Origin of the sequence: Allobaculum sp. JKK-2023 (assembly GCF_034745455.1) — a bacterium.
Classification (GTDB): domain Bacteria; phylum Bacillota_I; class Bacilli_A; order Erysipelotrichales; family Erysipelotrichaceae; genus Allobaculum.
In genome coordinates this window covers 1209451-1231761 of the sequence record NZ_JAYERV010000003.1, presented here as the reverse complement: position 1 = coordinate 1231761, position 22311 = coordinate 1209451, and the positions used below count along the sequence as shown (strand labels likewise).

The 22311-nt window shown below is 46.0% G+C and carries 13 protein-coding genes, 7 tRNA genes, 1 pseudogene and 1 riboswitch; of the genes and pseudogenes, 16 read left to right on the top strand and 5 right to left on the bottom strand.

The window, feature by feature from the left end; translation table 11 throughout:
• Nucleotides 1-568 precede the first annotated feature (568 nt).
• Both U4956_RS05025 and U4956_RS05020 read left to right on the top strand, forming a co-directional pair.
• Nucleotides 569-1699: an exonuclease SbcCD subunit D gene (locus U4956_RS05025; RefSeq protein ID WP_323089442.1), complete on the top strand. Its 1131-nt coding sequence runs from the start codon at nt 569-571 to the stop codon at nt 1697-1699.
• Entirely contained in the window at nt 1686-4325 is a 2640-nt protein-coding gene (locus U4956_RS05020; RefSeq protein ID WP_323089441.1) for an SMC family ATPase, read from the top strand. The genes U4956_RS05025 and U4956_RS05020 overlap by 14 nt, the downstream gene beginning before the upstream one ends.
• 291 nt (nt 4326-4616) lie before the next feature.
• Here the strand turns inward: U4956_RS05020 and U4956_RS05015 are convergent, their stop codons facing one another.
• The gene (locus U4956_RS05015) at nt 4617-5261 is read right to left on the bottom strand and encodes a histidine phosphatase family protein (protein ID WP_323089439.1); all 645 of its coding nucleotides are present in this window, start codon (nt 5259-5261) and stop codon (nt 4617-4619) included.
• Between the two features lie 299 nt (nt 5262-5560).
• Here U4956_RS05015 and U4956_RS05010 point away from each other — a divergent pair, with 299 nt between their 5' ends.
• The 11 genes from U4956_RS05010 to U4956_RS04960 all read left to right on the top strand — a co-directional run bounded on the left by U4956_RS05010 (nt 5561) and on the right by U4956_RS04960 (nt 12399).
• Nucleotides 5561-6460, top strand: coding sequence for a Cof-type HAD-IIB family hydrolase (locus U4956_RS05010; RefSeq protein ID WP_323089437.1), 900 nt, complete (start codon nt 5561-5563; stop codon nt 6458-6460).
• Nucleotides 6461-6876: 416 nt separating this feature from the next.
• Nucleotides 6877-6953 (top strand) — tRNA-Ile (locus tag U4956_RS05005).
• Nucleotides 6954-6976: 23 nt separating this feature from the next.
• Nucleotides 6977-7052: transfer RNA gene (locus U4956_RS05000), tRNA-Ala, on the top strand.
• Nucleotides 7053-7669: 617 nt separating this feature from the next.
• Nucleotides 7670-7746, top strand: a tRNA-Ile gene (locus U4956_RS04995).
• Between the two features lie 18 nt (nt 7747-7764).
• Nucleotides 7765-7840: transfer RNA gene (locus U4956_RS04990), tRNA-Ala, on the top strand.
• 231 nt (nt 7841-8071) lie between these two features.
• Nucleotides 8072-8148, top strand: a tRNA-Ile gene (locus U4956_RS04985).
• 17 nt (nt 8149-8165) lie between these two features.
• Nucleotides 8166-8241: transfer RNA gene (locus U4956_RS04980), tRNA-Ala, on the top strand.
• Nucleotides 8242-8502: 261 nt separating this feature from the next.
• Nucleotides 8503-8578, top strand: a tRNA-Ala gene (locus U4956_RS04975).
• Nucleotides 8579-9100: 522 nt separating this feature from the next.
• Nucleotides 9101-9343 carry a helix-turn-helix transcriptional regulator gene (locus tag U4956_RS04970; RefSeq protein WP_323089436.1) on the top strand — a complete coding sequence of 81 codons (243 nt, stop codon included), beginning with the start codon at nt 9101-9103 and terminating at the stop codon, nt 9341-9343.
• 151 nt (nt 9344-9494) lie between these two features.
• Nucleotides 9495-10478, top strand: coding sequence for a CorA family divalent cation transporter (locus tag U4956_RS04965; RefSeq protein WP_323089434.1), 984 nt, complete (start codon nt 9495-9497; stop codon nt 10476-10478).
• Nucleotides 10479-10824: 346 nt separating this feature from the next.
• Nucleotides 10825-12399 (top strand): S41 family peptidase, encoded by a 1575-nt coding sequence (locus U4956_RS04960; RefSeq protein WP_323089433.1) that lies wholly within the window; start codon nt 10825-10827, stop codon nt 12397-12399.
• A gap of 595 nt (nt 12400-12994) precedes the next feature.
• Here U4956_RS04960 and U4956_RS04955 read toward each other — a convergent pair.
• Nucleotides 12995-15535 carry a glycosyltransferase gene (locus tag U4956_RS04955; protein ID WP_323089432.1) on the bottom strand — a complete coding sequence of 847 codons (2541 nt, stop codon included), beginning with the start codon at nt 15533-15535 and terminating at the stop codon, nt 12995-12997.
• Nucleotides 15536-15932: 397 nt separating this feature from the next.
• A riboswitch (THF riboswitch) is annotated at nt 15933-16031 on the top strand.
• A gap of 53 nt (nt 16032-16084) precedes the next feature.
• Here U4956_RS04955 and U4956_RS04950 point away from each other — a divergent pair.
• On the top strand, nt 16085-16642 hold the full coding sequence (locus U4956_RS04950; protein ID WP_323089431.1) for a folate family ECF transporter S component: 558 nt from the start codon (nt 16085-16087) through the stop codon (nt 16640-16642).
• Between the two features lie 786 nt (nt 16643-17428).
• Here U4956_RS04950 and U4956_RS04945 read toward each other — a convergent pair.
• The 3 genes and pseudogenes from U4956_RS04945 to U4956_RS04935 all read right to left on the bottom strand — a co-directional run bounded on the left by U4956_RS04945 (nt 17429) and on the right by U4956_RS04935 (nt 20906).
• Nucleotides 17429-18720, bottom strand: a pseudogene (locus U4956_RS04945) (MATE family efflux transporter).
• A 212-nt stretch (nt 18721-18932) separates the two neighbouring features.
• On the bottom strand, nt 18933-19358 hold the full coding sequence (locus U4956_RS04940; protein ID WP_323089430.1) for a MarR family transcriptional regulator: 426 nt from the start codon (nt 19356-19358) through the stop codon (nt 18933-18935).
• Between the two features lie 255 nt (nt 19359-19613).
• The gene (locus U4956_RS04935) at nt 19614-20906 is read right to left on the bottom strand and encodes a bifunctional folylpolyglutamate synthase/dihydrofolate synthase (RefSeq protein WP_323089429.1); all 1293 of its coding nucleotides are present in this window, start codon (nt 20904-20906) and stop codon (nt 19614-19616) included.
• A 78-nt stretch (nt 20907-20984) separates the two neighbouring features.
• Between U4956_RS04935 and ung the strand changes: the two genes are divergently transcribed.
• Both ung and U4956_RS04925 read left to right on the top strand, forming a co-directional pair.
• A complete protein-coding gene (gene ung / locus U4956_RS04930) occupies nt 20985-21677 on the top strand; it encodes a uracil-DNA glycosylase (RefSeq protein ID WP_323089427.1) in 693 nt (230 codons plus the stop codon).
• A gap of 51 nt (nt 21678-21728) precedes the next feature.
• Nucleotides 21729-22139, top strand: a complete 411-nt coding sequence (locus U4956_RS04925) for a hypothetical protein (RefSeq protein WP_323089425.1) — start codon at nt 21729-21731, stop codon at nt 22137-22139.
• Nucleotides 22140-22311 lie beyond the last annotated feature (172 nt).

Below are 22311 nucleotides of genomic sequence, written 5' to 3'. Positions count from 1 at the left end.
TTCATATTGTTGATTAAATAATCAATACCTAATTCGAGATGAGTTGGCCTATCGCATCTTGGGTTATTGGGCTTAGCGGCAATTGCTATCGTCGATAATAATGATGATAGCTAAACACGATATTTGCGTAAGAGCCCCAAGATAATGGTATGGGTTTGTGGGTTTTCGCCTTTCTGTTTTGGATTTATGGAAAGATGAATGCAGAAAACTGAAGAATGATAAAAACTGAAGAATGATAAAAACTGAAGAATGATAAAAACTGAAGAATGAAGAACGGGATTGCCAAGTGCATCCCCGTTCAAGGGTTTGAGGGACGAAGACAATAGCGGCCAGTGCCAGTCTAAGCCGCTGGCTGTCATTGCCTGAATACCGAAAATACCCGATTGAAGATACGCTGGTTAAGTAGACGATTTAATGAACAATCAATTCTCACAGGGCGCAAAAGGCCAACGAAAAATCAGGACGGAAGAGAGTTGAGAAATCGACGACACTGAAATACACAAGACCATTTAAAACCAATCCAACAAAAACAGACAAGACCATTGAAGAAGAGAAAGGGGAATATGGAATGAGATTGATCCATCTGGCTGATCTGCACCTGGGCAAGAAAGTCTTTGGCTACGATCTGATGGAAGAACAAAGAGATGCCTTGAATCAGGTGATTGAACTGGCCAAAGCGCACCAGATTGATGGGGTGATGATTGCAGGAGATGTGTTTGATACGCCTGTTCCACCGGTCGATGCGGTGGCTTTGCTCGATGAGTTTCTCACCCGGCTTCATCATATGCAAATTGAAGTGATGATCATCAGCGGCAACCATGATTCAGGCGGCCGTCTGGATTTTGGCTCCGGAATTTTTAAAGAGTCAGGCATTCATATTGCAGGCACCTGGAGCGGGGAGGTGGAATTTGTCGATCTTCAAAAGAATGGGGAAGTGGTGCGGATTCATCTGCTCCCATTTTTAAGACCCGGCATTGTCCGGGCCGCTTTAGGCGTATCCTGCCAGAACTGGAATCAAGCGTTAGAGCTGGCTTTACAGACGGTGAGTTTCGCTCAGGGAGCGACCAATATTTTAATGAGTCACCAGTTTTATGCGGGCGGACAGCTTTGCGAAAGTGAGGCAGCCAATGTTGGTACTCTTGATCAGGTCAGCACCAGTCTGCTTGAACCTTTTGATTATTGTGCGTTAGGCCATCTTCATAATCCACAGGCCCCGGGCAGAGCGGTGAATCGTTATCCGGGAACTTTGCTGAAATTTTCCTTTTCGGAAATCAATGCTCAAAAATCCATCACGCTCCTTGAAACCCATCCGGATCATTCGGTGACGATTGAAGAGGTTCCCGTGATCCCCAAGCGGGAAATGATTCATCTGAAGGGAAAGATGGCGGATTTGCTCGATAAAGACTATCTTCGCCAGATCGACCGGGAGGCCTATGTCTACATCACCCTGGAAGATTCGGAAGAAATCTTCCAGGCGTATGAAACGCTGCGGGAGCATTATCCAAGAATTTTAAAGATCGAATACTGTAACCTGCCCAAAGCCCATGCGATGGATGACTATGCAAGAGAAATTGAGCGCATGAAAGATCCGCTGGATATTGTGGCCGATTTTTATGCTCTTCAAAATGATAAAGATTTAAGTCAGGACATGATCGGACAGCTGGCGGGCATCTGGGAGGGACTTCATGAAACCAATTAAACTGACCATGCAGGCTTTTGGCCCTTATGCGCAGACGGAAGTTGTTGATTTTCAGGCCTTTGGCGATAAAGGGCTGTTTTTGATCAGTGGGGATACAGGGGCAGGCAAGACCACGATCTTTGATGGCATTGTCTATGCCTTATACGGAGAACTTTCCGGAGAACTGCGCAAACCGGAAATGCTGCGATCGAAATATGCGTCTCCAAAAGTGGATACCTTTGTCGAACTGGAATTTGAACTGCATGATCAGAACTACATCATCCGCCGTTCTCCTGAATATATGCGGGAAAAGAAAAATGGAAAAGGACAGACCAAACATGCCAGCAGCGTGGAAATGATTGAGGTCGAAAACAAGCGTTCGCTGACGAAAGTTGCCGAAGTGCGCGAAGCGATCAATCGGCTGATCGGGCTGGATGCGCGTCAGTTCAAACAGGTTGCCGTTCTCGCTCAGGGTGAATTTGTCCGGCTGCTGGTAGCCAGTACAAAAGAGCGGACTCAGATTTTCAGAGATCTGTTCCAGACCAGCGATTATGCGGCTCTGCAAAGTGAGGTGTTAGAGCGTTCCAAAAAAGCCCGCGATGAGGTCAATGCCGCCCAGGCGACCATAGATCGGCTGTATCAGTCCTTTCGGGGAATGGATGCCAGTACGCTGCTGGATCCCAAACGGATTGCAGAGTCACTCAAGGGGCACGCAAAAGAGCTTGAACGCCTGATTCAAGAGCAGGCTGACTGGCAAAAAGGGCTGGCAGAAGCTTCCAAAAAGAAAGGGCAGCTTGGCCAGCAGAAAGAACGCTTTGATCTCTGGTTCAAAACCAGCAAAGATCTGGAAACTTTAAAGCCCCTCTATGACAAAACCAGCCAGGAAGTCGAAGATCTGAAGAAAAAACAGCCGGAAATGGAAGAGAAGAGCTATGAGATCAAACGACTGACCGACCAGCTCGACCGGTTTGGCCAGTATCGCCAGATGGAAAAAACATATACGGACTTAAAGCGTGATCTCCATAAGAAAACGGAAGCATTTGAAGCGTTTAAAGCTGAATTTGCGGCCGACCAGTCCCGCCAGCAACAGCTTCAGGCAAGAGCAGAAGAATTAGTCAATGCTCCGGCTTTGCGCCAGCAGGCGGAAGCATTGTGCCTGCAGCTGCAGGAAGCAGCAAACCGCAAAGCCCAGCTTGATCAGCTCAATCAGGACATCGTTTTGCAGCAACAGACTTTTGCCACGCTTGCTGCTCAATCTGAACACGCCCAGCAGATTTATCTTCAAAAAAACAGCCAGTTTTTAGCCGGCCAGGCTGGCATTCTGGCAGGCAGCCTGCAGCCGGGGATTCCTTGTCCGGTGTGCGGCTCGATTCATCATCCAGATCCTGCTCCCCTTGAGCATAATATTCCGGATGAGCGGACATTGAAAAAACTGGAAAAAGAGGCCAATGACAAAGCCAGAAAAGCCCAGCGCCAGTCCGAACTCTGTGCAGGTCTGCTCTCACGCAGGGAAGAACAGGAAAAATCGCTGAGCCAGCTGGAAACCACCCTTCCACCCAATCAGAGCCTGGCTGCTGCCCAGACTTCACTGAAACTGTTTAATGATCAGTGCAACGAGCGCGAAAACATTTTAAATACCCTTAGTTCGCTGACGGCAAATCTCGAAAAGCGTCTGAAGCAAAAAGAGAATGGTCAGAATCATCTTGAACAGCTCGCTGCTCAGGCAAGTGAACTGGCTGGTCGTCTTCAAAGCTTTAAAGAAACCCTCAGCTTTGACCAGGAAGATCAGGCGAAACTTCGACTGAATACTCTGCGCCAGGAAACGGCAGCATATGACCAGCAAAAAACCAGAAGCGAAAAACAGCTGGACAGCCAGAAATCACGTCTGTTCCAGCTGCAGGGCATTCTGGAAACATATGACAGACAACCTGAAGATCCACGCCTGCAAATCGAACAGCTTGGCCAGCAGCTCATTCAGATTGATCAGGCTATGAATCAGGTCAACAGCCAGATTCGTGAACTACAGGGTCAACTGAAGATCAACACCTCAATCTTTGAACAGCTCCAGACCCTCGAAAAAGACATGCCCAGACTGTGCGAAAAAGCTCAATCTCTAAAGAATCTATCCGATACCCTCAATGGCACCCTGGCTGGGCAGACTAAAATCAATCTGGAAACCTATGTGCAGATCACATTCTTTGAGCAGATCATCTTGCGTGCTAACCAGAAACTGAATGTTATGACCAGCGGCCAGTATGAACTCATCCGCGCCGAAGAAGGCGGAAAAGGCAAAGTCGGACTGGGACTGGATGTGGTCGATCACTTCAACGGTTCCCGGCGCCCTGTACAATCTTTATCCGGCGGAGAACAGTTTCTGGCTTCTTTATGTCTGGCCCTTGGCCTTTCAGAAGAGATCCAGATGGAAGCTGGGGGTGTTTCCCTGCAGACCTTATTTGTCGATGAGGGCTTTGGTTCTTTGGATGAAGAGTGCCTGAACAAAGCCATTCAGGCACTGAACCAGATTGCGGATTCCCGGATGGTCGGCATTATTTCCCACGTTGAATCCCTCATGAACCGAATTGAGCATCAGATTCTGGTGACCAAAGATCCCGTCAATGGCAGCCGGGCATGCATCGAAACCCTTTAGCCGCAGAATCAACAGACAATAGATCGTGGATCGCCACAAAAGGGCTGAAGACCGGCAGGACAAAACATTCTGCCGGTCTTTCATTTCTGATCGAGGATCTTCTTTGACAAAGCGAAAAAGCCTGCCAGTGAGGCAGGCCGGATGGAGTCGTACAGCCCCAGACGGGCTTGTACAAAAGGAAAATCAAGAACTAACAAGAACTAACAAGAATCAACAAGAGCCAACAGGAATCAACACGAATCGGCAAAGTTAGTAAGAAATAGAATCTATAAAGAGGGAAAACACTGAATCCTAATATTTTGGATCGAGAATTAACGCCTGATGGGTGGCTTTGGCCTCTTCCAGATCTTCACCGGCATAAACATCGTTAAAAATATCCAGCAAAGCAAAGGTCTGCGTATCGGGATCAAACTGGAAATGGAGGACAGCAACGTAGTTTAAAGCTTCCGGTCCCGGAATCTTACCATCAGGTGCCCAATAGTCCATGAAGGCGTGATTGGCGCAGCTGTGCGCGACAGCCAGAACGTTCTCATTCTCTTCCTTGTTCATAATTTCAAGCAGCGCTCGATTCATTCGCTCCTGTACCTGAGCTAATGTTTCTCCGCCGTAGTTTGCATAGTAGGTTGCAAATTCACTCGCTGGAGCAGCCAGAAAACCAGGGCATCCTTCCAGCTTTCCAAAACACATTTCATGCAGATCGGTGACCTTCGTATAAGGAAGAGTTGTCAGCAGCTGAGTGGTCTGAATGCAGCGCCCTTCTGGAGAACAGTAAACGTGATCAAAGTGAATATTCCGGGATTCGAAATACGCTTTTCGGGTATGAATGGCCTGGGCAACACCATCCAGAACAAGCGGGGCGTTGACGACTCCCTGAATAATGTTGCGTTGGTTAAACAGCGTTTCGCCATGGCGGACCAGATAAAGATTTTTGAGCATAATGCCTCCTGAAAAGTCAGTCTTAATAGATTCAGTATAGAGGCGTCCGGATGCAGATTTCGATCATCTGCCCTGTTCGTTTTCGGAAGACTCTGGCCGGCAGGCTCGCCTGAAAATGGACTGAAAAGCAGAACTCATCAAAAACTGTATCAGGCTGAAGAAATTGGATTCATAAAGTGAAATCTAGAAATCGTCCTGAATTACGGTCTTTTTGGCTCTCTGGTTTTGAAAGCCGAATGATCTGGCGATCCAAAGTCAAAGATATGTTAGGATGCAAAGAGAGAAAGGGGAATGAAAATTTGATCAAAGTTATCGCATGCGACTTAGATGGAACATTGTGTGATGTGGATCATGACATCAACGACTATACCGCAAAGGTGGTTGCCAAAGCCCAGCAGGCAGGAATCCGCTTTATCGTCGCCACTGGCCGTTTCTATGAAGGAACGATGCGGACAGTGGATGGTGTTTTACAGGATGTGGATCTGCTTTTAAACAGTGGAGCCGAAATCCTGAATCCACAAGGTGAAGTCGTGATTCATCGTCCACTGACGAAAGAGTCGATCCGCCAGATTTATGAAGTGATGAAAGACGAACCGCTGACGACTAAGTACAATGGCTTTGAACGCAATGGATTTGTCGGGACCATAGATCAGCTTGAGCAGCAGGCGTTGAAGGATTACCTGACTTTTCATCCCAATATGAGACCTCAGGATGCGTGCCAGGATCGCCGGTTTATGAATATGATGGCCAAATGCCAGGCCTATTCCAGTATTGAAAGTCTTCAGGACGATTTGCCTGAAATTGCCAAGGTCTTCTGTTTTGGAGGAACAATCGAACAGACGCAGGCTGCTAAAGCAAAACTCAGGCAAATCCCGAAAATTGGCATCGCTTCTTCTTTTCCAACGAATATTGAAATTACGGATATCAAAGCGCAGAAAGGTCCAGCCTTGAAAGAATATATTGAATCGCTTGGCTATACGATGGATGAAGTGATGGTCTTTGGTGATTCGGAAAATGACTTATCCATGATGGAAATGGACTTTGTGACAGTTGCCATGGGCAATGCCGAAGAGAATATCAAAAAAGTTTCGAAATACGTTACAAAATCGAATGATCAGAATGGTGTGGCCTGGGCAATTGAGCAGCTGCTTGAACGCCAAGGACCAATTTGTGGTCAGAAAGATGAACAATCTGCCTGAAAAAGAAACGAAAATACAAGAATACAAGAATACAAGAATACAAGAATACAAGAAATGGATTACAGGAATACAAGGGCCAGAGCTTCGAAGCTCTGGCCCTTGTATTCAAGAAGAATCCTGAATCAGAAAAAAGCAGCGTTGAAAAGAAAAAGGAATAACCTTTCAAGAAGTATCTGAAGAATTTTGAATCGATTGTGAATTGTGCTTTAACTAAAGTAAATTATGACTTATGATTTTTCTTGGCAAAAAATGAATGTTTCTGCTTGCAAAAAATCAGAGATCAGGTATACTCAATGAGTCGAGTTCAGACAGGAACTTCACTTCTGATCTGCTTCTGAAGCAGTCAGAAAACTTAAAAAGTTTCTGATTGACATCGATTGGAAGTCCTGATATGATGATCGGGCAGTCAAGAACATGGGCCTGTAGCTCAGGTGGTTAGAGCGCATCCCTGATAAGGATGAGGTCGCTGGTTCGAGTCCATTCAGGCCCACCATTATTTCTTGATTTTATTGATGTGGGGTGTTAGCTCAGCTGGGAGAGCACCTGCTTTGCACGCAGGGGGTCAGGAGTTCGATCCTCCTACGCTCCACCATTTTGAAATTAATCTCCAGATAGAAATATCTGGAGTTTTTTTGTTTATATCGGTAGTGGTGAAATTGACGGAAACGTCGGTTTCGCCTTTTTTGATGCAAAGAATGAAGCAAAAAAAGAATCCAACGCCACAATCCTGATGATCCAGGCCAAAATTTGGAGCAGAAAAGAGGATCTAAGCACAAGCCAAAGTGGATTCCAATCTAAATACGGATGCCATCAAGCGTCGAAAAGATGAAACGCCCGAGAAGCCTGCTTGTTGCTATGCCCTCTTTTTGCCTGTATATAGCGAGTATATGGCAAGGTGTATAGTAAGCGGCAAGAGAGGGAAAAGAGTTCTGTTACTGTTCGTCCCTGTTGACAGATGTTGTGAAAAACAGGCGCAAGTGAATCCTGTAATAAATCAGCCAAGCGAGTAGAAAATTTCCTCAGTGGATTACGAATAAATCTGAATTGGAGCTGGCAACGGCCTCGATTTAAGGAAAGTTGCTGCCAAACTACATTAGGTGAGGTAACAGTTAACGAAAATAGCGAATTAGATAAAAAATTCAAAAAAGTCTGTTTTGATGTTTGACCTTCGAAAAACGATCTGTTATATTAATCAGGCAGTCAAGAAACGGGCCTGTAGCTCAGGTGGTTAGAGCGCATCCCTGATAAGGATGAGGTCGCTGGTTCGAGTCCATTCAGGCCCACCATTTTTTTGACTTATATGTGGGGTGTTAGCTCAGCTGGGAGAGCACCTGCTTTGCACGCAGGGGGTCAGGAGTTCGATCCTCCTACGCTCCACCATTTTGAAATCAGTCTCCAGGCAGTGATGTCTGGAGTTTTTTATTACGAAAATTTCTCCCACCGGGAATGAGATCCTGAATGGAATCCATCTGCACTGAAATTTATTATTTAAAATTTATTCTTTAGGTAAAGAATTTATAGCGAATTTCAAATGGTTTTTTGGAAAAAAGGTTGAATTTATATTTGACCTTTTCGAATGAATCTGTCATAGTATTCAGGCAGTCAAGAAACGGGCCTGTAGCTCAGGTGGTTAGAGCGCATCCCTGATAAGGATGAGGTCGCTGGTTCGAGTCCATTCAGGCCCACCATTTTTTGACTTATATGTGGGGTGTTAGCTCAGCTGGGAGAGCACCTGCTTTGCACGCAGGGGGTCAGGAGTTCGATCCTCCTACGCTCCACCATTTTGTAAATATTGTCTTCAGAGAATAGCTCTGAGGACTTTTTTATTTCCAGATTTGATTGCTGTTCCATATCGAATCCCAGAAAAGGGGAGCATAAGAATGGAAACTGGAATAGAGCAAGCCAGACTGAAATGAAATAAGCCGAATTCGGATGAAATTTGGATAAAATATGGCAGAAAATGGAGTTCGGGGTTGCAGGATTCAACGGGAATGGACTAAGATGATTTCGTGTCAGCAAGCCCTGCCGCATCATTTCTTGATGGGGTGTTAGCTCAGCTGGGAGAGCGCCTGCTTCGCATGTAGGAGGTCACGGGTTCGAATCCCGTACGCTCCACCACCTTGCTGATTGGCCTTCAGACGTAGTTCTGGAGGCTTTTTTTAATCAGTTGAATTTCAGAGAAGATTCTGGCTCAACTTCGTTCATTCCGCTTGTTATCGTTTTTTACTTATCCAATCAATCTTTTTTTGCTTGAATCTGCTTTATTTATAGTAGAGTTAACCATACCGAAGAATCTGGCCTGACGGAAAATGCCATTTGTAAAATAAACGAAACGGAAACCTATGAAATAGCCTCAAAATAACCAGCCTGATGGACAACACCTCTCTTTTTAGCCTCGGACGGAAAAGAAAGCTCCTGTTTGAATGGACAGATGGGAGCTTTTTGTGTGCAGGGGTGATGAAGGGCTGGCGTAAACTAAATCTATTTGTATACCAGAACTTCACTTAAGGGGCGATAGAGACTGTTTGAATGGGTGAGTTTTTGTCTTTTCATTGGAAAAATTGAACAAAATCATTGATGTGGATGTGTTCTTTGGTACAGAAGTCTGTATTATATGGGTAATGATAAGGAGCAGTGCCCATGGTCCGAAACAACTTTGAGATTGATATTAAGGTCAAATGCGTTCAGGCCGGAATGGTTCAGCGCACATTGGCCCAAAAGCTCGGTCTGACCTCCCAGTACATCAATCACATCATCAAAAAGAAGGATGGTCTGGTCAATAAGACCTTCGTTTCCATGATGGAAGGGCTTGGCTATGATGTCGAACTTCGCTATGTTCCGATCTCCGAGCGCACCCATCAAATTGAGAATCAATCTGTATAGAGCTGCTTACAGCTCTTTTTTTGCGCGTCATTCTTTTTTTTCCTCGCATCGCTCTTTTTGCGACAATCTTTTCGGTTTTCGCGAGCGATAAGCCTTACTTGTCCGCTTAAGATGATTACAAACAGGCATCGATTGAAAAGGAGGCACCTGAATGAAAATCGAATGGAATACAACCGATCCGGCCAAGGCGATTGTCATTTTAAGCAGGACTCAGTTAGAAACGGAGTATCCTGATTTATTGAAACGAACGATGCTGATTGTGGATGACCATAAATTTGGCTTTTCGAAAGTTATGAATTACCAAAATGAGCTTTCAGGAACCTTTGTGATTCCCAAAAAGTCCCGCCCGATTCAGGACCATCTTTCCTTTGGATTCATTCTGTATGGCGATACGCTTTATTTCATTAAAGATAAAGGAGATATCGAAGGACTTATCAAGAGTTTCATGGATCAGTATGATGCAACGATGAACAGCCCCTTTGAGTTTCTTTTACGGTTTATGAACTACATGATTCAGGAAGACGTCTACTATCTGGAGGATTACAATGCGAAGCTTGAAGAAATTGAGGAAGCGTTGTATGACGGCCATTCTTTAGGTCTGGAGCGGGTCATCATGATTGCCCGTAAAGATATGAATGTTCTGGGCAGTTACTATCTGCAGCTGACGGCTATTGGAGAGTCACTCCAGCAGATCATCATTCCTTTTAATAATGCGGACGAAAGCGCAATGTTATCCCTTTTCCTATCGCGCTGTTCTCAGCTTTTAAACCTGGTTGAAAATGTGAAGGATAACACCAGCCAGATCTGGAATCTGCGCCAGACCCAGCTTTCTGATAAGCAGAACAAGATCAGCACCTTACTGACCGTCATCACTACGTTATTTCTGCCGTTGACTTTAATGACAGGCTGGTATGGGATGAACTTTCCAAATATGCCGTTGCTGCACAATAAATATGGCTACCTGATGATCGTCTGCCTGGCGCTGGTGGTTTTAACCTGCGAGATTCTGTTTATCCGCCGCCGTCACTGGCTCAACAGTGATCGTACCGTGAGTGCTCTCCAGAAAAAACGGGAAGATGAAGATGCAGTCGCCGACTTTTTCAGCCAGGATAACAACAAGCCGTTGAATCAGTGAATCAGATTCATGATCATGTTCTGGTTTCGTTCGTTGATCTTAACGGCATTGCCTACTAAACTATCCAAAGAAGAAAACAAAAGAGAAGAGATATTTTCTGGCGGATTTCAAACGACAGAGCAAATTTCCAATCTTTCGTTTTCCCTGGCTGCCGGTCTCAAAACAACCAGAAGCATCTTTCAGGGGATCTCTGAAAACTCTTCTGTGTATTTTAGATGTGCGTCTGTATCTGCTGGTCAGAAAAACTTGTTTTTAACATCTGACAGAAAAAACAGACCAAGCAGCCAGAAGAAGATTGTCTTCTGAAACCTAGAAACAATCTGAAATTAGACAGGACAAACAGTGAATGCAAAAAGTAGATCCAAATAAAAAAACAAAAAAACCGGTGTGGAAACCGATTGCGATTGTCGGTGCCTGCGTTCTTTGTTTTGCACTTGGAGCAGGGGTTCCGTATGTAATTCAGAAAACGTCGACCGACTCTTCCAGTGAACTGGGCAAATTTGAAGAAGTCTATGGCCTCCTCAAAGACGGCTGGTACTATGGCAAAGACATCGAAGATCTGGATGACCGTCTGATTGAACAGGCATTGATGGGGATGACCACCTTATCAGAAGACCGCCACACCAATTACTTTGATCTGGAAAACGCCAAAGCTTTCTCGCAATCCCTGGCCGGAAGCAATGTCGGCATTGGAGTCTCCTTTTATCCAGGAGACGATGGCCAGATGGTGATCAAAAAAGTCTATATCAACTCCACTGCGGACCGTGCGGGGGTGCAGCCAGGAGATGAAATCGTCAAAGTCGGTGACCTGCAGGCAGGGACAACCGGGACGGATGAACTGATCAATTACATCAAGAGCATGGATGGCAAGCAGATCTCCATTCAGGTCAGACGTGGGGATGAAACCCTCGATATGGATGTAACCCCAGGTAACTTTGATTCGACCGTCAGCGCCCAGATGCTTGAAGAGGGTATCGGGTATATCGATCTTTCTTCTTTCTCCGCAGACAGCGGCAAAGACTTTACCGAAGCCATCGGCCGCATGCAGCGAGATGGTGCCAAAAATCTTATTCTTGATCTGCGCAACAACACCGGCGGCTACTTATCTGCGGCCAGAGAAATTGCTTCTTCGTTCTTACCAGACGACACAGTGATTTTCAAAGAACAGACGAAAGATGGTCAGATCAAAGAACTCAAAACCGACGACAACTATGCGCAGGTTGATTTTGATCATATCTATATTCTCCAAAACAAGAATACGGCTTCCGCCAGTGAAGTTCTGATTGGAGCACTCAAGGACAATATCCCAGATAAAGTCACAACCATCGGAACCAACAGTTATGGCAAGGGAACCGAACAGGTGACTGTTCCGTTTGATGATGGAACCTCCTTGAAATACACCGTTGCTGAATGGCTGACGCCCAACGGCACATCGATTAATAAAGTCGGTTTCCAGCCGGATGTTGAGGTTGCTTTAGAGGAAGTTTCTACGGTGACCTACACCGGCACTCGCGAAGGAGAAGAACTGCGCATTGAGCCGGATTCTGTCGATTCCAATGCGGCTGCTGTTCAGGTGTATCTGCGCTTTTTAGGCTATCCGGCTGAGCGTTCGGATGACTACTTCAGTGCCGCCAGCAGTGAAGCCCTCAAACAATTCCAGTCCGACAATGGACTTGAACCAACGGGTGTTGTCGATCAGACGACCTTTGATACGCTGCTTAAAGTGGTGGGCAACCGGCTGAGCGTCCAGGGTCCAGACCAGGATAAGGAGTTGAGCACGGCTCTTTCGATGATTCAAAACGGCGGACAGATTCCTGAAAGTACTCAGACACAGACTGAACAGTCAGACCTGTCAGTCGATGAAGAAATCCCTGCTGAAAGTGGAGAAGCAGAAACCATCGACGAAACCTTTGTAGAATAGTCGATCAGGCTGATCGTGGAGCGGCATAAACCTGTTCCGGATAAAAGATTGAACAGGACACATCAAAAAAATAATGAAAACCGTCATCTGGCAGACAGGCTGGATGGCGTTTTTTGATTGGGTTGAATTTGCAGGAATATTGATCAAATATTAACTGTTTAATATCAGCAGTGCCGAGATTGGTTGAGAAGCGGATGCCAAGGATTCAAAGAAAAAATCCCATCTGGCTGAAAAAGACAGATGGGATTAGTGTTGGGTAAGGCGATGAAGCAGAAAAGAGCCAGAAGAGGAATGGAAGAAGCGGCTCTTACGCAAATATTGTGTTTAGCTATCATCATTATTATCGACGATAGCAATTGCCGCTAAGCCCAATAACCCAAGATGCGATAGGCCAACTCATCTCGAATTAGGTATTGATTATTTAATCAACAATATGAATGATGCAAGCTTATTCATTCGCTAGGATTACTCGTGTTAAAAACTACATTTGCGTAAGATCCGAAGAAGCTGTAAGACAACACCAGGTTTTTTGGCTTTCACAATCAGCAGGATCGACCTTTTTGAGAAAAAGCAGGCTGAATGCTGCTTTTGTCATTTACTTGGATGTTTTCTTACGGCGGGCCTGGGCGCGCTTTTGGCTGCGTTCCAGTTCCCGGGCCTGCTTTTTGGTTTCCTGCCTTTTACGGAAACGGTTATTTAAAATTCGAACCAGAGCCACGAAAATGACTGGACCCGTTGTCCCTTCATAGGGAACAAGATCGCGGTCATAAACCATTGTCAGAAATTCTTCCCGATTCGGACTCTGAAGTCGGAAAAGCTCGACTACCGGCATTCCATTTTTGTGATACATGCCATCGACAGTCCCAAGAACGGGAATAGTCTTATCCTGATAGGTCAGATTCACGCACACTCGGGTGCCGGCATCAATGTTCCAGGGACGGTGGAAGACGATACTCATATGGTCTTCGCTCAGATGAAGCACCGCACCATCCCGGATAATCTGGGCGGAGGTTTCTGGCGAAACCGTTACACTCAGATAGTCACGATTCATCAATTCTGGACTGCCGGGTTTTGTATCGGCCACAAAGAGCAGCGCAATCAGATTGACGAACAGGTTGTTGATTAACCAGAACAGCGTGATCACCATACCAAACTGATGGGAGGAGGCCATCTGCCACAGTGCCGCAATCGTTGCTGTGCCAGTCAGAACCAAAGAAATGGCAAAAGGCCAGATGTAGCGAGGCTGATTGTGTTTCTGATCCGTTCCGCCTTTCTTTGTAACCTTGAAGGTTTTTAAGGAGATTCCAAACAGCTCATTGAGAATCGGGAAAAACAGAAACGGCGCCAGAATTGTATCGTAGACAATTGTCCAGAAAGAAGAGCGCAGATTATGAGTCAGGTGGTTGAGCATAAATGTCTGCGCCAGCATATAGGGCAGCCAGAAAGTCAGCGACTCCTGAATCGAACAATTGACCACCGCAATGCCAAATAGGGCAGAAAGAATTGGGGTCAGGCTGAACACTGCCCGGGTAAACGGGGAGAACCAGTACTGAATACTTGACCAGTAGCTCATTTTCTGAGCATTGGAATATTTGCAGGTAAAGAACAGGTTGATCTGGTAAAGCACGTTGATCACCCCACGCCCCCAGCGTTTGCGCTGCTGGATGAGAGAAGGAAAGTCTTCTGCGGAAAGTCCATACGCAAGCGGATAGCTGGTTCCCAGTGAAACGTAGCCGTTTCCTTCAATCAGGATGCCGGTCGCAAAATCTTCGGTAATGGCTTTGGTAAAAAAGCCGCCAACCGATTCAAGAGCAGCTCTTGAAAGAACTGTATTGGATCCACCGTAAATCACAGAGTTGGATAAGGTTCTGGAGGGCTGGATTTCACGATAGAAATAGTCCTGCTCATTGGCCAGACTGTTTTCACTGTAAAGGTGGAACTGGAATAGGTCCTGGTTGTAGAAGGCCTGCGGCGTCTGGATAAAGCCAAGCGGGATTGGTGGCTGGCCACTTTTGAGCAGCTGCTGATTGCGTTTGCGGGCATCAATGAAATACGGGATGGTTTCCATCAAGAAGCGGGCCCGGGGAATCATATCGGCATCAAAGGTGACAACCAGCGGGCTGTTTGTGAGCTTCAGGGCATTGTTCAGATTGCCGGCTTTGGCTCCTTCGTTGTTGTCGCGGGTCACATAGCCAATATGGGTCTCCTCAGCCAGCTGGCGGATTTCTTCACGTCGGCCATCATCGCACAAATAAATGTGGACTTTGTCCGGATCCGGGTACTGCATATGACGGCATCCGTTGATGGTTTTAAACAGGAGGTCTGCATCTTCATTGTAAGTGGCAATAAAGACATCGATGTCCGGCCATTCGTCCTCCAGGCTTGCTTCCGGCAGTCGGAAATGAAAGTCCTGGCTGATGGTTTTGCAGTGGTACAGGAATTCCATGATTGCCATGCACTCCGTCACAAACAGGATGATGGCCAGGACCATAGCCAGCGTACTGTGACTCTGAAAGGGCAGGGTGAATAAAAATCGCCAGCTCAGATAGAGCGAGACGAAATACATGACGATCACGTAGGCATAGGTCCGGGGCTTTGTCGGCCGGCGGGTGCCAGTTTTCTCCAGCAAATCCACATAGGTCCAGTGTGGTTTGGCCTGTTTAAAACGTGCCTGACGCATGATGGCTGCACCTGTAATGATACCCATCATGATCAGAACATCGAGAGTGTGATTTCCGAACAACCGATAGGCGGCCTGCCCGGCTATACCCGTACACAGGCCGGTATTCACCAGAAAGCGGGTGGATTCAGGAATTCGTTTTTTTAAGTCCAGCTGATCAAGTCTTTTGATCAGAAAGTGGTAGATCCAGAACAAAATCCAGTCGACAGTAAAGAAAAGCAGAAATTGGAAGGAGTCCGTTGGATCTGGAATAATCTGACTGACCCAGGTCCGCACATGAACGGCGGTAAAGCTGGTCAGTAAAAAAGGCCAGTACTTGTTCCTGATCCTGGCTGGAGCAAAAGCAGCAGCAATGGACAGAAGCAGAGTACAAAGATAAAGACAGGCAAAAATGTTGTTGTAGGCGTAGAGCTGCCCATTGTTCAAAGAGGGCGGCCAGTAAAAATTAGTGTCCATAGTCAGCAATTATAAGAATAATATTGTTTTGAATATGTAATCGTAGATACAAAGTATCTGATTTTATGTTGAAATTGGTCAGATTTGCATGACAAATCGCAGAATCTCTCTAAAAAAATCTGGCTTGCCAAATTCACAGATCGTGATTATTGCCAAATCTTCTTTTATGAAAGGGATTTAAAGAAAAAAGAAGAAACTCCGTTTGTTTTGGCTGGCACATAAAGAAAACGAAGTATGGAAAACGGAAAGACTGGAGTCTGATCCTCTTTCAAAGCAACCACCAGCCAAGGCCGGTAAATGTATGCTTTTGGGGTATTTTAAAGGGATATTGTTTTGCGCCAGGAGGGATCAGGACACAGACATTGACGCAGGCCCAATGGATTTTTATAGTTGGAAAGACAGAGTAGAAAAACAGGCGTTAAGTGCATCGGAGACGGGGAGTTGATCCGGTGACGAAAAGTATTTCCTTGCGGTCTGTTTTTCGCATCCCGCTGCAAACGAAAAAGACCAGCCTCCTTTTTCATCTGCATGGGAAAGGAGGTTTTTTATATGAAATCTGTTCAAGCCTTACTCCACTGGAAAAGCGCCCGGGTTACTGAGGTTAAAACGATGACAACCCTTGCTTTACTGATTGCCCTGTATTGTGTCTTACAGATGGTGACCATCAATCTCTCCACGACCCTGCGCATCAGTTTTTCCTTTATCGCCTTAGCACTATCCTGCGCTCTTTATGGGTTCTGGCCGAATGTGGCCTTTGCGCTGATCGCGGACTTTGCGGGCTATCTGGTTCATCCCGATGGTGCGTATATGCCGTTGTTTGCGCTGATTCTGGTTGTTAAAGCTGGGATTTATACCTGGTTTTTCTATCAGCGCAAGACCATTTCCATCAGCAGACTGATTTTAGCCCAGCTGATCGCCGTGGTTGTCTGCAATGTGCTGCTCAATCCTCTAGTTCTGACTTTGATGTATGGGATGCCATATTGGGTGCTGGTGACCTCCCGCCTGGTTAAAAATGCCCTGTGCTTTCCGTTTGAATGTGCAGCCTTGTATGTCGCGTTTAAAGCAGTTTTGCCTATCGTATACCGGACAGCAAAGGACAGAGTGTGAGCCGTTCTGCCTGATTGACTGGCCTGCAACAGCTTCTGGTAAAGCCAGCTGAATCAACGAGATCAGGAAGATAGATTGTGAATATCGAGTTGAACAAAGTCTTTCAAACTGACAAGGATTTCTGCCTTGTCTGGGTGGAAGGCTTTTTTTCTGGATACCCGTTCTTTTTTTGCCAGCTGCTTTTAAAAAATAGATTCTGTCTTTTGGGTGAATGGTACAATAGCTTCACAATCATTCCAGCTGTTTCAAATCGGCTGTTTTTCAAGCAAGGCCAGACATCAGGATCGGACATGGACTTTCATCCTGCGAATCCTGTAGCTGGAAGTGAAAAAACAGAAAAGTGCAGTTCGTCATCCTGTCAGTTCATTTTTACAATCACACATAACACCTAGAGCACTCTCATAAATTCTAGGATGAATCTGAATAAATTATTAACTAATTAGAATCTATTGTACTTTAGGTGGGCTTTCGGATCGAAAAAAGGGATGCCCTCTTTTTTTTCATTGATTTTAGCAGCTTTATTGTGCACTGACCTGAACCTTTCAGAGATTTGTAACCGAAGAAACGGAAGTCGTTCTGCGAAAAGCCATTGTGGATGGCGCTCGGTACGAAGACGACATTTTGATGGCGATTCTGGAAGATGAATGGCACGCTCTGAAACAGATGGCGGCTGCCCCACACGTAGAATGAGCGAATGGCAGCCACAAGCAACCGAAGAAATAAAAGTAAAAAAGCCTTCTGGCCCTTTTCCACGAAAAGAAGAGAAGTCAGAAGGCGGATTTGTTTTTAAGCGGCAGCAGGAACAGGTTCTGGTGCTTTTGAAGAAAGCTTTCTTACATCTTTTTCATACAGAATCACAGCAAGAAGCAGCGAAAGAATATCAGCTACCGGCTGCGCCCAGACAAGCCCATTGATTTCAAGCCAGGCTTTAAGAATGAACAGAGCTGGAATGTAGATCAGACCTTGACGACTCAGATTGATAATCAGTGAAGGAACCGCGGCTCCCATAGCCTGCAGGGCGTTGGTCAGGACATAGAAGACGCCAAACAGAGAATTGGTCGAAAGCAGGATCCGGGAGAATTCAACACCATATGCAAAGGCACTTGGATCTGTGACAAAGGCAAGAACAATCTGGTCGGTAAAAATATAACAGAGAAGAGTCATGGCAATTCCCAACAGCAGCGCAAACCACAACGAGAATTTCATGATTTTTTTGTATCGATCCCATGTTTCCGCCCAACACAATAGCCAAGCAGCGGCTGAACGCCCTGACCGATTCCCATCGCCAGCATACCGGTGATCATAGTGACTTTCATGGCCACTCCGATTCCAGCTAACGCCATATCCCCATAGCCCCCCATCAGGCTGTTCATGACAATCTGCGAAATGCTCATTAAAAGGGAACCAAGCGAGGCAGGAATGCCAATTACAAGAACACCGCTGCAGATTTTATCTTTCATCGAAAAATCTTTCAGGCTGATACTGAGTGTTGACTGACCGCGTAAGAAATAAGCAATATGGTAAGCCGCAGCCATGAAGTTTCCGATCACCGTTGCGATGGCTGCCCCGGTAATCTGCCATCCAAAGCCTAAAATCATGATCGGATCCAGAACAACGTTGAGAAGGTTTCCGATAATCTGGCCGATCATGGCTTTGTTCGCCTGGCCCTCAGCCCGCAGAATGTTCGAAAAGCAGTTCGAGATCAAAACAAAGACCCCGCCAATGGAAACCAGCGTCAGGTAATCTTTGGCATAGCTCCAGGTCGCTTCGCTGGCTCCAATCAGATTTAAAAGGAGATCCATGAAAGCTAGGAAAAGAGCGGTCATGGCAAGTCCCACAACCACGCACGCCCACATACAGAAGGAGCAGACCTTTTTGGCATATTCTTTTCTTCCTTCACCAAGAGCACGGGAAATGACAGGCGTACCGCCGATACCAAAGATAGTTCCTACAGCCATAAAAATTAAAAAGACAGGGGTCGCCAGCGAAACCGTTGCAACCTGATACGCATCATGCGTCTGACCGATAAAGAAGGTGTCGGCCAGGTTGTAAATCAGCACCATCAACATAGCCACCATGGCCGGAACTGCATTTTTGATGACAGCTTTTGGAACCGACATTGTACTGAATACGTCTAAAGACTGATTGTTATTCATATTTTCATTTTCACCTCGTTTGATCGTCCACGTTTCCATTCGTCTGCGACCAAAAGCAAGAGATAGAAAGCTTGCTATTAATAGCATACAATTGAACGGAGGATAAGCAGGTCCGCTCTTACGAACGGACGCTGTTAGTTTAGATTTTTACTGACTTTTCGAAGCAGAGAGATAAAGGTTTTCTGTTCTTCTTTTGTCAGGGGGGATAAAAGAGATGCCTCGGTTTCTTTCATATTGTCCTGAGCTTGCCGACAGCACTGTTTCCCTTCGGGGGTGATCTGGACCAGTTTGATGCGCCGGTCAGAAGGATCTCCAAAACTATTGACCAGGCCTTTGTGTTCAAGCCGGTTCACAATGCCCACGGTGGTCGATTGCGCGACATGCAGAGCCTTTTCCAGTTCTTTTAAAGTAGCTTTCTGCTCAGGAAAATTCAATAGAGTCAACAGAGCGGATACTTGCGTAAAAGTCAGGTCTTGCTTACGCATTGCGTTGTTGGCTCTTTTCTCCAGGTCATCATGGATCTGTTTGATCATTTGCCCGCATAAATACTTTTCATCCATACGATTCATCTCCTTTCGCCAGAAAGTATAGCTGACTATCTATCTGCAATCAATAGCATGCTTTTGTTTTTTTTGAAAAACTGGATTTGATCAGACGCATCGAGAAAAGCCGGCAAAGAAAAAAGAAGATACCGTGAAAGGGATCTTCTTTGGAGCAAAACGTTGAAATCGATAAGATACATCAAATGTTAACTGTTTAATGGCATAGAAGGGCTGCTTTTTGGGATTGTATTTCGTTGAAGCTATGAAGTCTGTTTATTTCTTTTTAGGGCAGGAGTTGTTTTTGTTTTTCTTGTTTTCTACAGGCTGGTCCAGCTGGAAATCCGGATGGAGTTCTATCCACTTTTCGAGAACCGCTCCCGCAAAATAAAGAGAACCACAGATTAAAGCAGGCTCTTTTGCCTGGGTTAGATCTTTTATCAGGTCATCAAAGGAAATCATTGGGCAGTTGTATTTGGCAGCAACGCTTTCCAGATCGGCCAGCCGATAGGTATCAAAGTGGACCAGAACGATAGGAGCATGAAGATCCTGCAGGCGTTCAATCATTTCCCCAGCCTGCTTGTCAGCAAGGACGGAAAAGTAAATCGTCTGCAAGGAAGCAGCTGCTGGAGCAGCAAAATGAGCAGAATCGCTTATATCGGTAGAAGATTTCTGGTTTCTGTCAGATCCACTCAGGCCTTTTTCCAGCAGAGCAGTGACCAGAGCGTTGATTCCATCAGGATTGTGCGCGCCATCCAGCAGGATCATTGGATCTTTTTGCAGCAGCTGGAAGCGGCCGGGCCATCTGAAATGACTGGCAGCTTTTTTCAGCTCGCCTGGGCAGAATGTCATGCCGGCCATCTGTAAAGTCGTCAGTGCACATAAGAAGTTTTCTTTCTGGTAAGCTGGCAGAAAAGCTGGCCAGAAGGAAGAAAAGTCAAAGGTTTTCGGATCTGGAATCTGAACAAGCCAGGCATGTTCTTTCAGGCAGGTATCCGCAAAGATTTTCAGACAGGCAGGATCGGTTTCAGCCGTGATGACAAACATATCCTGATGAATAATTCCGGCTTTGGCTTTTGCAATGTCTTCTTTGGTTGGACCGAGGTAAGCCATATGGTCCATGCCGATGCGGGTGATGATGCCAAAGGGGTAAGAAAGAATATTGGTGGCATCTTTGCCGCCGCCAAGTCCGGTTTCCATCAAAACCCAGTCCGGGCGAAAGTTCTGGAAAGCACGGGCGGCCATCCATAAATCCATTTCAAACATCGTCATCTGCCGCTGCTGAAAGATGGGTGCAAAGGAATCGTAGATTACTTCCCATTCATCCATGGAAATGGGCTTGCCATTGATGCGGATGCGTTCGTTATGGCTGATCAGGTGCGGAGAAATAAAGGAACCAGTGCTCAGTCCTTTTGTTTTCAGCAAAGCTTCCAGCCATTGAATGACTGAGCCTTTGCCATTGGTTCCTGCAACGTGGATTGAGCGAAAAAAGCGGTGCGACTGGAAGTCTTTGTCGTACCAGTTGTGTAAAGTCAGCTGCGGATGATTATTCGATCGGCAGGACTCCATCTGAAGTATTTTCTGTTGTCGAGTGATGGGCATGCATCTATGATAAACCTGAATTGGAACGAAAAAACAGGAAGGGAGATGTATTTTTCAATCATGAACTGGGAAGAGTTTATTTCACAAGAATTTGATAAAGGGATTCTGGGTCCTATCCGGGACAAAGTAGGCCAGGCATATGAGCAGGGGACTGTTTATCCGGCCAAAGAAAATATCTTTAAGGCTTTGGAAATGACCCCGCTCGATCAGGTCAAAGTCGTGATCCTGGGCCAGGATCCCTACCATGGTCCTAACCAGGCGCAGGGATATTCGTTTTCGGTTCCGGCCAACCAGAAGATTCCACCTTCACTGGTCAATATTTACAAGGAAATCTCACAGGAGTATCAGATGCCTGTGAATCGCAGCGGGGATTTGTCGGACTGGGCAGAGCAGGGCGTATTGCTGCTCAATTCCATCCTGACTGTTGAACAGGGCAAGCCCATGTCGCATTCTGGTTTTGGCTGGCAGAATTTTACCGATGACATCCTTCGAGAGCTCGACAAGCTGGATCAGCCGATTGTCTTTTTACTTTGGGGAGCGCAGGCACGCAATGCGGCAAAACTTTTACACAACCCCAATCATCTGGTTCTTGAAAGCCCGCATCCTTCTCCGTTATCGGCAAGCAAGGGCTTTTTTGGCAACAATCATTTCCGGACGGCGAATGATTTTTTGCAGGCAAAAGGCGTAACGCCTGTCAACTGGACGGAAAAGAACTGGCCAGAGACGAGTTCAAAATAATGAATTTACGCGATTCTGGTTAAAAGAAAGGACGTCAGGAGGAGTGAGAGTATGCACAGAACTGAGAAGGACACAGCCATTGTCATCTGCCAGGAAGATGGAACGACGCTGGACTTAGATGAATTCTTGCTGGAGCATGGCGTAGAGCAGACAATGGGACTATTAGGAATTCAGGGCAATGCCACCCTTGAAGAAACCCTGGCCCGCTACTTGGAAGTGATCCGTGAAGTGATGAAAAGCGAAACCAGACTTTTAGCCTGCGAACGGGAAGTCGAAGAACAGATCGCCAGACTATCTGAAGAACAGTTTGAAGAACTGCTTTCCTCACTGGATCATGAAACCCAGGATGAAGCAGCCAACGAACTGACCGAAATCTTTCGCCAGAGCCACCCCGACGAAGATGCCTTCGAAGATCCGCTGGAAGGCATTGACGAAACCGGAGACTTTCATCTTCTGCATTAGTTGTCTGCATTAGTTGTCTGCATAGACCGATTGTTCTGACCAAAGAAATGAGGCCAGAATCTGTTTTCTGTCTGGAGCGGGCACTTTGAGGGAATGATCAGGTTACAAAATTGCCATTTAAAAAACCGTCAGAGAAGAATCTGGCGGTTTTTTTTGAAGGACATTGGACTGT

Bases quoted from the DNA above. Each gene is read 5' to 3' on its own strand.
- U4956_RS04960 (WP_323089433.1), top strand. From the start codon at position 10,825: ATGCAAAAAGTAGATCCAAATAAAAAAACAAAAAAACCGGTGTGGAAA.
- ung (WP_323089427.1), top strand. From the start codon at position 20,985: ATGTATTTTTCAATCATGAACTGGGAAGAGTTTATTTCACAAGAATTT.
- U4956_RS05015 (WP_323089439.1), bottom strand. From the start codon at position 5,261: ATGCTCAAAAATCTTTATCTGGTCCGCCATGGCGAAACGCTGTTTAAC.
- U4956_RS04970 (WP_323089436.1), top strand. From the start codon at position 9,101: ATGGTCCGAAACAACTTTGAGATTGATATTAAGGTCAAATGCGTTCAG.
- U4956_RS04950 (WP_323089431.1), top strand. From the start codon at position 16,085: ATGAAATCTGTTCAAGCCTTACTCCACTGGAAAAGCGCCCGGGTTACT.
- U4956_RS04955 (WP_323089432.1), bottom strand. From the start codon at position 15,535: ATGGACACTAATTTTTACTGGCCGCCCTCTTTGAACAATGGGCAGCTC.
- U4956_RS04935 (WP_323089429.1), bottom strand. From the start codon at position 20,906: ATGGAGTCCTGCCGATCGAATAATCATCCGCAGCTGACTTTACACAAC.
- U4956_RS04965 (WP_323089434.1), top strand. From the start codon at position 9,495: ATGAAAATCGAATGGAATACAACCGATCCGGCCAAGGCGATTGTCATT.
- U4956_RS05025 (WP_323089442.1), top strand. From the start codon at position 569: ATGAGATTGATCCATCTGGCTGATCTGCACCTGGGCAAGAAAGTCTTT.
- U4956_RS05020 (WP_323089441.1), top strand. From the start codon at position 1,686: ATGAAACCAATTAAACTGACCATGCAGGCTTTTGGCCCTTATGCGCAG.
- U4956_RS04925 (WP_323089425.1), top strand. From the start codon at position 21,729: ATGCACAGAACTGAGAAGGACACAGCCATTGTCATCTGCCAGGAAGAT.
- U4956_RS04940 (WP_323089430.1), bottom strand. From the start codon at position 19,358: ATGGATGAAAAGTATTTATGCGGGCAAATGATCAAACAGATCCATGAT.